Source organism: Vogesella alkaliphila (assembly GCF_014652475.1).
GTDB lineage: Bacteria > Pseudomonadota > Gammaproteobacteria > Burkholderiales > Chromobacteriaceae > Vogesella > Vogesella alkaliphila.
The window spans coordinates 104,847-117,916 of sequence record NZ_BMYW01000002.1 but is presented as its reverse complement, the minus strand read 5'-3'; the positions used below and the strand labels follow the sequence as shown (position 1 = coordinate 117,916).

Annotated in this window: 8 protein-coding genes; 7 read left to right on the top strand and 1 reads right to left on the bottom strand. The window is 67.3% G+C overall.

Going from position 1 to position 13,070, the window contains the following annotated elements; all coding sequences use genetic code 11:
- Positions 1-118: 118 nt before the first annotated feature.
- From IE100_RS03700 to IE100_RS03670, 7 genes are all read left to right on the top strand, one after another.
- Positions 119-760, top strand: coding sequence for an RluA family pseudouridine synthase (locus IE100_RS03700; RefSeq protein ID WP_229800210.1), 642 nt, complete (start codon positions 119-121; stop codon positions 758-760).
- A gap of 36 nt (positions 761-796) precedes the next feature.
- A complete protein-coding gene (locus IE100_RS03695) occupies positions 797-1,390 on the top strand; it encodes a 3'-5' exonuclease (protein WP_189372795.1) in 594 nt (197 codons plus the stop codon).
- A gap of 76 nt (positions 1,391-1,466) precedes the next feature.
- Positions 1,467-2,858 (top strand): exonuclease domain-containing protein, encoded by a 1,392-nt coding sequence (locus tag IE100_RS03690; RefSeq protein ID WP_189372794.1) that lies wholly within the window; start codon positions 1,467-1,469, stop codon positions 2,856-2,858.
- Positions 2,859-2,885: 27 nt separating this feature from the next.
- Complete coding sequence (locus IE100_RS03685) at positions 2,886-3,560, top strand: TIGR01621 family pseudouridine synthase (protein ID WP_189372793.1); 675 nt, start codon at positions 2,886-2,888, stop codon at positions 3,558-3,560.
- A gap of 291 nt (positions 3,561-3,851) precedes the next feature.
- The gene (locus tag IE100_RS03680) at positions 3,852-6,971 is read left to right on the top strand and encodes a transglycosylase domain-containing protein (RefSeq protein ID WP_189372792.1); all 3,120 of its coding nucleotides are present in this window, start codon (positions 3,852-3,854) and stop codon (positions 6,969-6,971) included.
- A gap of 327 nt (positions 6,972-7,298) precedes the next feature.
- A complete protein-coding gene (locus IE100_RS03675) occupies positions 7,299-10,310 on the top strand; it encodes a response regulator (RefSeq protein ID WP_189372791.1) in 3,012 nt (1,003 codons plus the stop codon).
- A complete protein-coding gene (locus IE100_RS03670) occupies positions 10,307-11,410 on the top strand; it encodes a response regulator (protein WP_189372790.1) in 1,104 nt (367 codons plus the stop codon). Before IE100_RS03675 ends, IE100_RS03670 begins: the two co-directional genes overlap by 4 nt.
- A gap of 120 nt (positions 11,411-11,530) precedes the next feature.
- Here IE100_RS03670 and lysS read toward each other — a convergent pair whose 3' ends face one another.
- Positions 11,531-13,045, bottom strand: coding sequence for a lysine--tRNA ligase (gene lysS / locus IE100_RS03665; protein ID WP_189372789.1), 1,515 nt, complete (start codon positions 13,043-13,045; stop codon positions 11,531-11,533).
- Between the last annotated feature and the right edge of the window lie 25 nt (positions 13,046-13,070).

Genomic DNA, 13,070 nt, shown 5'->3' with positions numbered 1-13,070 from the left:
GGTTTCCCCCGGGTGTCGTGTCGCCGTTGCCGCGCACGAGCGGTATGGTTATAGGCAAAGGCTGGCCGCAAGCGGTCAGCGAATAGAATAGATGAAGACGTTGTCGCCACAATCAAGCGTGCATACGCTGGATGATTACTCGCCGCCGCAGGAGGCGGTCGCGGTGCTGCACGCCGACGCCCAGCTGCTGGTGGTGGCCAAGCCGGCCGGCCTGCTGGCGGTGCCGGGGCGGCTGCCGGAGATGCAGGACTGCCTGATCCACCGCGTGCAGCAGCAGTATCCGGACGCGCTGGTGGTGCACCGCCTGGACATGGCGACCTCCGGGCTGATGGTGCTGGCGCGCAGCCTGGCGGCGCAGCGCGCGCTGAGCGAGGCCTTTGCCCGCCGCGCGGTGAGCAAGCAGTACGTCGCGCTGCTGGACGGCCAGCTGCCGGACGCGGCCGGGACGGTGGACTTGCCGCTGATGAGCGACTGGCTGCGGCGGCCGCGGCAGAAGGTGGACGCCGCCGGCAAGCCGGCGCTGACCGAATACCGGCTGTTGCAGCGGCAGGCCGACGGCTGCCGCGTGCTGCTGACGCCGGTCACCGGCCGCACCCACCAGTTGCGGGTACACATGCTGGCGCTGGGCTGTCCGATCGTCGGCGACGCGCTGTACGGCGGCCGTGCCGCGCCGCGGCTGATGCTGCACGCGCAGTCGCTGGCGCTGCGTCATCCACATAGCGACGCCTTGCTGCAGTGGCAGCTGGCGGCGCCGTTCTGAACGGCCGCCAAACCGAAAACCGAGGAAATGAGGCGCATGAGCCAGACCAGACAGTTGTCCCGAGACGAGATCAAGACCCTGCCGCTGTTCCCGGCGCTGGGGCCGGCGCAGATCACCGTGGTCGATCGCGCCGCCTTGCCGGGGGCGCTGGCGGCGCTGCGCGCGGCGCGGGTGGCCGGCTTCGATACCGAGTCGCGGCCAACCTTTCGCAAGGGCGAAGAGGCCACCGGCCCGCACCTGATCCAGCTGGCCACCAGCGACCACGCCTACCTGTTCCCGGTGTCCGATGCCGAGGTGCTGGCGGCGCTGGGCGCGCTCCTGGCCAGCGGCGAGGTGCTGGTGGTCGGCTTCGACCTGCGCTCCGACAAGCGCCACCTGCGCGACCGCTTCGGCATCGAGTGCAAGGCGCTGCTGGATGTCGGCAGCCTGTTCCAGAGCGATTCGCCGACCATCACCGTCGGTGCGGTGCAGGCGGTGGCGCGGGTGTTCGGCCAGTACTTCCGCAAGTCGAAAAGACTGTCCACCTCCAACTGGGGCGCCAAAGTGCTGAGCGAAGCGCAGCAGGTGTACGCCGCCAACGACGCCTGGGTGGCGCTGCGCATCTACCAGGCGCTGCGCCCGGCGCTGTGATGCGGCCAATGTTGGCCGCAAGCCGGCCTCATGCGGCAGCGCGCTGCCGAGATCGATCGATTGACTAGGGGTAAGCATGCTGTTTGATCGGCCTTGTGCCATTGTCGACCTGGAAACCACCGGCGGCCACATCAGCCGCGACCGGGTGACCGAGGTCGGCGTCATCCTGATTGACGGCGAGTGCGTCGAGCGCTTCGACATGCTGGTCAATCCCGGGCAACCGATCCCGCCCTTTATCGAGCAGATCACCGGCATCAGCGACGCGATGGTGGCCGACGCGTCGCCGTTCGCCGACATCGCTGCCCGGCTGCTGGACAAGCTGCGCGGCCGGCTGCTGATCGCGCACAACGTGCGCTTCGACTACGGCTTCCTGAAGAACGAATTCAAGCGCCTCAACCTGCCGTTCCGCAGCGAGGTGCTGTGTACCGTCAAGCTGTCGCGGCTGCTGTATCCGCAGCACTTCAAGCACAGCCTGGACAGCATCATCGCGCGCCACGGCATCGTGCAGGCCGAGCGCCACCGCGCGCTGGCCGACGCCGACGCGCTGTACCAGTTCCTGCAGCAGGCGATCGCCGAGCACGGTCAGCAACAGGTCGAGACGCAGGCTGCGCTGCTGATGGCGGCGCCGGCCGCGCCGCCGGGCATCGATCCGGAGGTGGTGGAGCAGCTGCCGGACGTGCCGGGGGTGTACTCCTTCTACGGCGACGACGGCCAGGCGCTGTATGTCGGCCGCAGCGACAACCTGCGCCGCCGCGTGCTGGCGCACTTCGGCGCCGAGCCGCGCCCGCACAAGGACGTGCGCATCGGCGAGCCGATCAAGCGCATCGAGTGGCAGGAGACGGTCGGCGACTTCGGCGCGCAGCTGCAGGAGTTGCAGCTGATCCGCGCCTTGCAGCCGTTGCACAATCTGCGCGGCCGCCTGTCGCAGGAGCTGTGCTCGCTGCAGCTGGCGCCGCTGGACAACGGCTTCCTGACGCCGCGCATCGTGCTGGCCAGTGAGGTCGACTTCTCGCGGCTGGACACGCTGTACGGCCTGTTCCGCAGCCAGAAGGAGGCGAAGAAGGCGCTGGCCGATCTGTGCGCCGGCAACGGTCTGTGCCAGACCTGCCTCGCGCTGGAAAAACGCGGCGCGCGCAAGGGCGCCTGCTCCGCCTTCGCGCTGGGCCGCTGCAAGGGGGCCTGCATCGGGCGCGAGGACGCGGACAGCCACAACCGGCGCCTGCAGCAGGCGCTGTCACGGCTGAAGCTGCAAAGCTGGCCCTATCCCGGCGCGGTGGCGGTGCGCGAGACCGATCCGGTGTCCGGCCAGTGGCAGGAGCACCTGTTCGAGCGCTGGTGCTACCTCGGCTCGCGCCGCGAGGAGGCGGCCGCGCCGCAGGGCACGCCGACCTTCGACGCCGATACCTACAAGCTGCTGGCCGCCTTCCTGCGCAAGCCGCAGCCCGATGCCGAATTGCGCGTGCTGTGACGCGCGCGCCAGCCACGAGCGAGAGCCATGTTTGATCTGCTGCACACCGATCCGCGTTTTTACGTCATCGCCAAGCATCCCGGCGTCAGCTTCCACGCCGACGGCGAGGAGGCCGGGCTGATGAGCGCACTGCGCGCCGGGCTGGACGACGACGCGCTGTGGCCGGTGCACCGCCTCGACCGCGTCACCTCCGGCCTGCTGCTGATCGCGCGCAGCCAGCAGGTTGCGGCCAACCTTGGCGCCGCCTTTGCCGGGCGCGAGGTGGAGAAGTACTACCTGGCGCTGTCCGACGCCAAGCCGGCGAAGAAGCAGGGCCTGATCCGCGGCGACATGGAAAAGGGGCGCGGCGGCGCGTGGAAGCTGTGCCAGAGCCAGCTCAATCCGGCGGTGACGCAGTTCTTCAGCCACTCGCTGGCGCCGGGGCGGCGCCTGTTCCTGCTGCGGCCGCGCACCGGCAAGACCCACCAGCTGCGGGTGGCGATGAAGTCGCTGGGCGCGCCCATCCTCGGTGACACGCTGTACGGCGGCAGCGCCGCCGACCGCACCTATCTGCACGCCTATGCACTGGCGCTGACGCTGGACGGCGAGGCGCTGCGTTTCGTCTGCCCGCCGGCACAGGGCGAGGAGTTCGCCGTGCCGGCGCTGGCCGACTACCTGCAGCAACAGCCGCCGTGGACGCTGCCCTGGCCGCAACGCGGCTAGCCGCGGCAGCGGCCACCGATACGGCAACTGGATATGCTGCAGAGTGTGGCTGCGGCAGCTATGCTTTTAAGGGAAAGTGCCTTGCGCGCCGTTTTCATTACGGCGCCATGGCGGGCAGGGGGCGATGCAGGCGGCAAGCTGCGCCGCTCGCCTGCCTGGCTGCCGGCACCGGGGGCGCCGGTTTTGCCCCGGTACCCGCGGCGGTGTGGCGGCCTGTGCGGCCGTGGTCGCAGCAGCCGCGTTGATTGAATAAAACATTGTGGTCGACATTCCCGCTGGTGAAGCGACGCCATGGATAATCCGGACATCAAATTCGAAAGGGGTAACGGCCGCGGCTGCCGTTATGCGCTGTGGTTCGTACTCATCCTGTTGCTGCTGCTGTTTGGCGGCCTGCTGTATCTGTTGCTGGACGAGCTGCAGCACTCGCGGCAGCAGGCGCGTTTCTTCAGCGATGCGGCGCGCGAGGCCAGCTATCGGGTCAAGCCGGGGCCGAGCAAGGCGATCCGCTTCCCGACGAGTGGCGGCCCCTACGACCTGCGCCTGGGCTACGCCGCCATGCCCGCCTACCTGCAGCGGCTGCAGACGCGCGGCTACGCCATCGCCAGCCAGGCCGAGCTGTCCGACGGCATGGTCGCGCTGGCCGATCGCGGCGTGACGGCGCCGGTTCTGCCGCTGGGCCTGTTCCTGCCGTATCACGAGAAAGACCAGGCCGGCCTCAGCCTGTACGACGGCTACGGCCAGAGCCTCTACCAGTCGCGCACGCCGCAGCGCGTGTACGCCGATTTCAAGGCCTTGCCGACCTTGCTGGTCAATGGCCTGCTCTACATCGAGAACCGTACCCTGCTCGACGCCGACACGCCCAAGCGCAACCCGGCGGTGGACTGGTCGCGTTTCAGCAAGGCGCTGCTCGACAAGACGCTGCACCTGTTCGACTCCGGCTACCGCGCCGCCGGCGCCAGCACGCTGGCCACCCAGATCGAGAAGTACCGCCATTCGCCGGCCGGGCGCACCAGCTCGGAGCAGGAAAAGCTGCGTCAGATGCTGTCGGCCTCGGTACGCGCCTATCTCGATGGCGAGGACACCATGGCCGCGCGCCGCCAGCTGGTGGTCAGATACCTGAACACGGTGCCGCTGGCGGCGCGTGCCGGCTTCGGCGAGGTGTCCGGCATCGGCGACGGCATGTGGGCGTGGTACGGGCGCGACTTCGCGCAGGTCAACCGGGCGCTGACCGATGCCAGCGTGCCGGTGGCGGAACGCGCGGTGGTGTTCAAGGAGGCGTTGAGCCTGATGATCTCGCAGCGCAGTCCGTCCGTGTTCCTGAACGGCGACATGAAGGTGCTGCAGTCGATGACCGACGCCTACCTGCGCATGATGGCCAGGGACCAGCTGATTAGCCCGGCGCTGCGCGACGCGGCGTTGCGGGTGTCGCTGCGGCAGCAGCGCGAACGGGTGCGGCTGCCGGCGGTGGCGCCGGTCGCGCAGAAGGGCGCCAATGCGGTGCGCATCAAGCTGGCCGCCCTGCTGGGCGTGCCGCGCATGTACGATCTGGACCGGCTGGACCTCGCCGCCAGCAGCACGCTGGACCTGACGCTGCAGCGGCAGGTCACCGCCGAGCTGCTCCGGCTGCGCGATCCGGAGTACGCGCGTGCGGCCAACCTTGACAACGAATACCTGCTGCAGCAGGGCTCGCCGCAGGGGGTGACCTACAGCTTCACCCTGATGGAGCGCACGCCGACCGGCAACAAGGTGCGGGTGCAGGCCGACAACTTCGACCAGCCCTTCGACATCAACGAGGGCGCCAAGCTGGATCTCGGCTCCACCGCCAAGCTGCGCACGCTGGTCAGCTACCTGATGGTGATCCACGAGCTGCACCAGCAGTACGCGCAGACGAGCCGCGAGCAGCTGGCCGCCATCCGGCCCGCCGCCGGCGAGTCCGCGCTGCGCCGCTGGGCGATCGACTACCTGGCGCAGGCGGAGGACAACGACCTGACGACGATGCTGGAGGCGGCGCTGGAGCGGACCTATTCCGCCAGCCCCGGCGAGAGCTTCTTCACCGCCGGCGGGCTGCATACCTTCAACAACTTCGACGAGAACGACGACGGCAAAATACTCACCGTGCGCGAGGCCACCCGCCGCTCCGTCAACCTGGTCTACATCCGGCTGATGCGCGACATCGTGCGTTACTACACGCAGCCGGCGGCAGCCGATGGCGAAACCGCGGACGACGACGCCACGCGCCGCGAATACCTGCAGCGTTTTGCCGATCGCGAAGGGCGCACCTTCCTGGCCGGCTTCTACAACAAGTACCGCCACAAGAGCGCGGCCGAAATCGACACCCTGCTGGTGGCGCGGGCACGGCAGAGCCCGAAAAGACTGGCGGTCATTTTCCGCAGCATCCGGCCCACGGCCGGGCTGGACGCGTTCGCCGCCTTCCTGCAGCTGCATCTCGACCCGAAGCTGCTGCCCGACGCCAAAGTGCAGGCCAGGCTGTACGACGAGTTCGGCCCAGAGCGCTTCAACCTGAACGACCGCGGCTATCTGGCCGGCGTGCACCCGCTTGAACTGTGGCTGGTCGCCTACCTGCACGAGCATCCGCAGGCCAGCTGGTCGGAGCTGGTCAATGCCAGCACGCAGCAGCGGCAGGAGGTCTACCAGTGGCTGCTCAACAGCAAGAACCGGGCAGGGCAGGCGTCGCGCATCCGCGAAATCAAGGAGATCGACGCCTTCAAGAAGATCCACCAGGGCTGGAAGCGGTTGGGCTATCCGTTCGATGTGCTGGTGCCGTCCTACGCTACCGCGCTGGGCGCCTCCGCCGACCGCCCGGCGTCGCTGGCGGAGCTGATGGGCATCCTGTCCAGTGACGGCCTGCGCCTGCCGACGGTCTACCTCGACAGGCTGCACTTTGCCGCCGGCACCCCGTACGAGACCAGCCTCACCCAGCTGCCCGTCAACGGCGAGCGCGTGTTGCCGGCTGAGGTCGCACAGGTGGTGCGCAGGGCGCTGGCCGAGGTGGTGGAACTGGGCACCGCGCGCCGCATCGCCGGCGCCTTCGATCTGGCGGACGGCACGCACATCCCGGTGGGCGGCAAGACCGGCACCGGCGATCACCGCTTCAAGGTGTTTGCCAGGGGCGGGGCGCTGCTCTCCGAGCGGGTGGTCAGCCGTGCCGGGGCCTTCGCGTTCTATATTGGCGACCGCTACTTCGGCACGCTGATCGCCTACGTGGCCGGGCCGCAGGCGGGTGACTACCGCTTCACCAGCGCCTTGCCGGTGCAGGTGCTGAAGATACTGGCACCGACCCTGCGCCAGCGCCTGGCGCTGAAAGCGGCGCCGGTGATGACCGAAGCCGGTTTCCACTCCCCGGGGGCGGGTGGCCACGCCGGGCCTGCCGGCGGGTGGGGCGCGGGCTAATGTGCGTCGCTTTCCTTCCGTGTCGACTGTTCCCTGCTGCGGGGGAGGAGTGGCCCGGGCGCAGGAGGGCATCGCGGCCGGCGGATTCGGGCCTGTCGGCGGCTTGCGGCCAACGTTTGATTTGTCATGTGCAGCTTGAAAGCGCGTCAGTATCAATAAATGTCGAATGACTATTCGGCCAGTTGTGCTACATAGAAAAGGGTCTGTCCCTCGTTCTGACGCGATCCATAGTGAGTTGCCCGAACCATGCAGCGATCAGCCTCATTGCAGTACGAAGGGTTCGCCTTTCTGTCCACCTCTGCCCCCTCGCATAAACAGCAGCGGCTGATGCTGGCGGTGATTGTCATTTCCGCGCTGCTGTTCGCGGCGCTGGTGCCCTTTGCCAGCCAGCCGCAGGCCAAGGTATGGGCCTTTATCCCGGCCTACCAGTCGGCGCTGGTGCTGAACGACCTGATCACCGCGATCCTGCTGTTCGGCCAGTTCTATATCCTGCGCTCGCTGGCCCTGCTGGCGCTGGCCACCGGCTACCTGTTCACCGCCTGCATGGCGGTGGTGCATGCGCTGAGTTTTCCCGGCCTGTTTTCCCCCTCGGGCTTGCTGGGGGCCGGGCCGCAGACCACGGCCTGGCTGTACATGTTCTGGCATGGCGGTTTTCCGCTGCTGGTAATGGCCTACACCATGCTGGTGAGGCGGAAGCGGGAGCTGCCGCCGCACTGGCATCCCGGCTACGCCATCCTGCTGTGCTGCACGTTGGCCGCACTGGCCACGCTGGCCTTGTTGCTGGTGGTCACGCTGGGGCATGCCTATCTGCCGCCCATCATGCAGGGCAACCGCTACACGCCAGTCATGCGCGGGGTGGTGCTCAGCGTGTGGGGGCTCAGTCTGCTGGCGTTTGTGCTGCTGCTGCGCGACCGGCTGCGTACGACGCTGGACTTGTGGCTGAGCGTGGTGATGTTCGCCTGGCTGTGCGATATCGCCTTGTCCGCGGTATTGAACGCCGGCCGCTTCGATCTGGGCTTCTACGCCGGCCGCATCTACGGGCTGCTGGCGGCCAGCTTCGTGCTGGTCGTGTTGCTGCTGGAAAACGGCCTGCTGTACACCCGGCTGGCGCAGAGCGCCGCGGCACTGCGCGCGGCCAAACACGAGGCCGAGCAAGCCACCAGCGCCAAGTCCATGTTCCTGGCCAACATGAGCCACGAGATCCGCACGCCGATGAACGCCATCATCGGCATGTCCTATCTGGCGCTGAAAACCGAGCTCAGTCCGCGCCAGCGCGACTATGTCAGCAAGATCCACAATGCCGGCACCTCGCTGCTGGGTATCATCAACGACATCCTGGACTTCTCCAAGGTGGAGGCCGATCGCATCGAGCTGGAGACGGTGAGCTTCCGGCTGGACGAGGTGCTGGAAAACGTGTCGTCGCTGGTCGGGCAGAAGGCGGCGGACAAGGGGCTGGAGCTGCTGTTCGAGTGCAGCCCGGCAGTGCCGCAGAACCTGGTGGGCGACCCGCTTCGCCTGGGACAGGTGCTGACCAATCTGGTGGGCAACGCGATCAAGTTCACCGAACAGGGGCAGGTGACCGTGAGCATCCAGTTGCTGGAGCAGGTGGGCGACAAGGTCAAGCTGCGCATCGGCGTGAGCGATAGCGGCATCGGCATGGACGAGGCGCAGCAGGCGCGACTGTTCCGGGCCTTCAGCCAGGCCGACGGCTCCACCACGCGCCGCTTTGGCGGCACCGGGCTGGGCCTGGCGATTGCCAAGCGGCTGGTGGAGCTGATGGGCGGCACCATCCAGGTGGAGTCGGCGCCGGGCTGCGGCAGCAGCTTCCTGTTCAGTGCCTGGCTGGGGGTGTCCACAGCGGTCGATACCCGCGGCAAGTCCCTGTCCGAAGTGGCGCGCGGCTTGCGCGTGCTGGTCATCGACGACAACGCCTCGGCGCGCGACATCCTGTCCGAGCAGCTGCGCGGGCTGGGACTGGCCGTCAGCAGCTGCGCTTCCGGACGCGAGGCGCTGGACATCTATCGCCAGGCCAGCATGGATCACCCGTTCGACATCGTGTTCGTGGACTGGATGATGCCGGTGATGGACGGCGTCGAGACCGCGCGCCGCATCCGGGCGCTCAACGGTGCCAGGATCATCATGGTCACCGCTTTCGGCCGTGACGACGTGCGCGCGGCGGCAGAGGCGGTCGGCGTGGACGCCTTCCTGGTCAAGCCGGTGAGCCAGTCGTCGCTGCTGGACGTGATGCTTGGCCTGTTCGGTGCCCGGCCCGAGAGCGACACCGCACGCCCGATGCTGGCCCTGCCGTGTCTGGACGGCGTGCGCGTGCTGCTGGCCGAGGACAACAAGATCAATCAGCAGCTGACGGTGGAACTGCTGCAGGCGGCCGGCGCCACGGTCGAGGTGGTGGACAATGGCCGCGACGCGGTGATCCGCCTGGCGGAGCAGGCGGCGGATCACTACCAGCTGGTGTTGATGGACGTGCAGATGCCGGTGCTGGACGGCATCGAGGCCACACGACTGATTCGCGGTGACCCGCGCCTGCTGGAGCTGCCCATCATCGCGCTGACCGCGGATGTGCAGGCGACCGAGTACGATATTTGCATGGCTGCCGGCATGGTCGACCGCATCCTCAAACCGGTGGACCCGTACCTGATGTTCGAAACCCTGCTGCGCTGGCTGCCGCCGGGGCCGGACGCCGGCGCAGCGGCGCCGGTTACGGTGACACCGGCGGCAGCAGCGTCTGTCCCCGCGGCGCTGCTCAGCCAGAGTGCCGGCCTCGCCAGCGTGGCCGGCAACCGCAGCCTGTACCTGCACCTGTTGCGCCAGTTCGTGGCGGAAGAGGGCGACGCGGCCACGCGTGTCGCGACCGCGCTGGCCGCCGCCGACTACGAGACCGCGGTGCGGGTCGTGCATAGCCTCAAGGGGCTGGCCGGTACCCTGGGCTTTTTGCGGCTGCAGGCGGTGGCGGCCAGCCTGCAGCGGGCCATCGTCGAGCGCGAGGCCTATCAGCAGCTGCTCGCGGACTTCGACCAGCAAATGCAGCGGGTACTGGCGCTGCTGAAGGACGCGCTGGCGCAGGAAGAGGGCGCCAACGAGCCGCGCCCGGACAATACGGCGCTGCAGCTGCGCGAGTTGGCCGCACTGCTGGCGGCCAGCGACGGCGATGCGCTGGGGGTCTTTCTGGAACACTCCGATAGCCTGCGCGCGGCCTTGCCTGCCGCCAGTTATGCCGCTTTCGACAAGGCGATGCGGCAGTTCGACTTTCCCGCCGCGCGCGAGTGGCTGGAGCAGGCCGCGTCGGAGGCGGGCATCTGCTGGCAGGAGGACGCGCCATGATCGACTCTCAGCTACGGCAAGCGCGGCAGACGGTATTGGTCGTCGACGACACGCCGGAAAACCTGACCCTGCTGTACAGCCTGCTGAAAGACCGCTACCGCGTGCTGGTGGCCAACAGAGGCGAGCGCGCGCTGCAGCTGCTGGCCGGCGAGGCGCTGCCGGACCTGGTGCTGCTGGACGTGATGATGCCGGGCATCGGCGGCTTTGCCGTGTGCCGCCAGCTGAAGAGCGACCCGCGTACCGCCAGGATTCCGGTGATCTTCCTGACCGCGATGAGCGAACACGACGACGAGCAGGCCGGTTTCAATGCCGGCGCGGTCGACTACATCGTCAAGCCGATCTCGCCCCCCATCGTGCTGGCGCGGGTGAATACCCATATGCAGCTGAAGGCAGCGGCGGATTTTCTGGAGGACCAGGCTGCCTTCCTGCGGCGCGAGGTAGACATCCGCACCCGGGAGGTGCAGGTGATCCAGGACGTCACCATCATGGCTCTGGCGTCGCTGGCCGAGACCCGCGACCACGAGACCGGCAACCATATCCGCCGCACGCAGAACTACGTGCGGGCGCTGGCACGGCAGCTGCAGTCCCTCCCGCGTTTTGGCGCCGTGCTGGACGACGACACCATCGACATGCTGTACAAGTCGGCACCGTTGCACGACATCGGCAAGGTGGGGATTCCGGATGCGATCCTGCTCAAGCCGGGCAAGCTGACGCCGGAAGAGTTCGAGATCATGAAGACGCACACCACGCTGGGGCGCGATGCCATCGCCACGGCGGAGAAGCTGCTGGACGCACCCAGCAGCTTTCTGCGGCTGGCACGCGAGATCGCCAACTATCACCAGGAAAAATGGGACGGCAGCGGCTATCCGGAAGGTCTGGCCGGCGATGCCATCCCGGTCTCGGCCCGCCTGATGGCGGTCGCCGATGTCTACGACGCGCTGATCTCGCGCCGGGTGTACAAACCGCCGTTTCCGCACGAGCAGGCGGTGGAGATGATACGTGCCGGGCGCGGCCAGCATTTCGACCCCGACATGGTGGACGCCTTCGACGCGATTGCCGAGGAATTCCGCGCCATCGCCCGACGCTACGCCGACGAGTAAGGGGGCGGCAGCCCGTCTGCGGTGACGCCTGCAACAGCCATCAGGCGTCGGAAGTTCAATGCAAAAAGCCCCGGCATCGCTGCCGGGGCTTGGGCTTCACAAGCGCTGAGCACCTGTCGCTCAGGCCTGGCCTTCCAGTCTCATCTGCGGGAACAGGATGACGTCACGGATAGATGGCGAGTCGGTGAGCAGCATCACCAGACGGTCGATGCCGATGCCGCAGCCGCCGGTCGGTGGCAGGCCGTATTCCATCGCACGGATGTAGTCGGCGTCGTAGTGCATCGCCTCGTCGTCGCCGGCGTCCTTCTGCTCGACCTGGGACAGGAAGCGCGCGGCCTGGTCTTCCGGATCGTTCAACTCGGAGTAGCCGTTGGCGTGTTCGCGGCCAACGATGAACAGCTCGAAACGCTCGGTGATCGACTGGTCGGCGTCGGAGCCGCGTGCCAGTGGCGATACTTCGACCGGGTAGTCGACAATGAAGGTCGGGTTCCACAGCTGGCCTTCGGCGCACTCTTCAAACAGCGTCAGCTGCAGGCTGCCCAGGCCTGGTGCCGGTGGCAGCTTGCCGCCCAGACGCTGGATCTCAGCGGCCACCCACTCGGCGTCGAACAGCTGCGCGTCGGTGTACTGCGGGTTGTAGTGCTTGATGGCGCCGACGATGGTGAAGCGGTCGAATGGCTTGCCGAGGTCCACTTCCTTGCCGTGGTAGGTCACGGTGGTGTGGCCGGTGGCGGCGATGGCGCACTGGCGGATGATGTGCTCGGTCATCTGCATCATGCGCTGGTAGTCGCTGTAGGCCTCGTAGAATTCGATCATGGTGAACTCGGGGTTGTGGCGGGTGCTCATCCCCTCGTTGCGGAAGTTGCGGTTGATCTCGAACACGCGCTCCAGGCCGCCGACCACCAGGCGCTTCAGGTACAGCTCCGGGGCCACGCGCAGGTACAGCGACATGTCCAGCGCGTTGTGGTGGGTGACGAAGGGCTTGGCGGTGGCGCCACCCGGGATCGGGTGCATCATCGGGGTTTCCACTTCCAGATAGTGCTGGGCGACCATCACTTCACGGATGGTTTGCACGATCTTGGAGCGCTTGATGAAGGTGTTGCGGCTGTGCTCGCTGGTGATCAGGTCGACGTAGCGCTGGCGGTATTTCTGTTCCTGGTCGGTCATGCCGTGGAACTTGTCCGGCAGCGGACGCAGCGATTTGGTCAACAGGCGCAGCTCGGTCACGTTCACCGACAGCTCGCCCTTGTTGGTCTTGAACAGGGTGCCGCGCGCGGCGATGATGTCGCCCATGTCCCAGTGCTTGAACGCGGCGTGGACTTCCGGGCCGACGCCCTGGTCGTTGATGTAGAGCTGGATCTGGCCGGTCACGTCCTGGATGGTGGCGAAGCTGGCCTTGCCCATCACGCGCTTGAGCATCATGCGGCCGGCCACGGCGACCTGCACGTTCAGCGGCTCCAGCTCTTCCTTGCTGTTGTCGTTGTAGCGGGTGTGCAGGTCGCCGCTGAAGTCTTCGCGCTTGAAGTCGTTGGGGAAGGCAACGCCGGCTTCGCGCAGCGCTTTCAGTTTGTCACGGCGCTCGGCCATGATGTGGTTTTCGTCGTGCTGCGGCTGACTGGATTCGTGTTCCGACATGGTATCTCCATCAATGTAAAAGGTT

What these genes read in the sequence shown, in the direction of transcription:
- lysS (WP_189372789.1), bottom strand. Translation starts at nt 13,045, where the DNA reads ATGTCGGAACACGAATCCAGTCAGCCGCAGCACGACGAAAACCACATC.
- IE100_RS03695 (WP_189372795.1), top strand. Translation starts at nt 797, where the DNA reads ATGAGCCAGACCAGACAGTTGTCCCGAGACGAGATCAAGACCCTGCCG.
- IE100_RS03670 (WP_189372790.1), top strand. Translation starts at nt 10,307, where the DNA reads ATGATCGACTCTCAGCTACGGCAAGCGCGGCAGACGGTATTGGTCGTC.
- IE100_RS03685 (WP_189372793.1), top strand. Translation starts at nt 2,886, where the DNA reads ATGTTTGATCTGCTGCACACCGATCCGCGTTTTTACGTCATCGCCAAG.
- IE100_RS03675 (WP_189372791.1), top strand. Translation starts at nt 7,299, where the DNA reads ATGCTGGCGGTGATTGTCATTTCCGCGCTGCTGTTCGCGGCGCTGGTG.
- IE100_RS03690 (WP_189372794.1), top strand. Translation starts at nt 1,467, where the DNA reads ATGCTGTTTGATCGGCCTTGTGCCATTGTCGACCTGGAAACCACCGGC.
- IE100_RS03680 (WP_189372792.1), top strand. Translation starts at nt 3,852, where the DNA reads ATGGATAATCCGGACATCAAATTCGAAAGGGGTAACGGCCGCGGCTGC.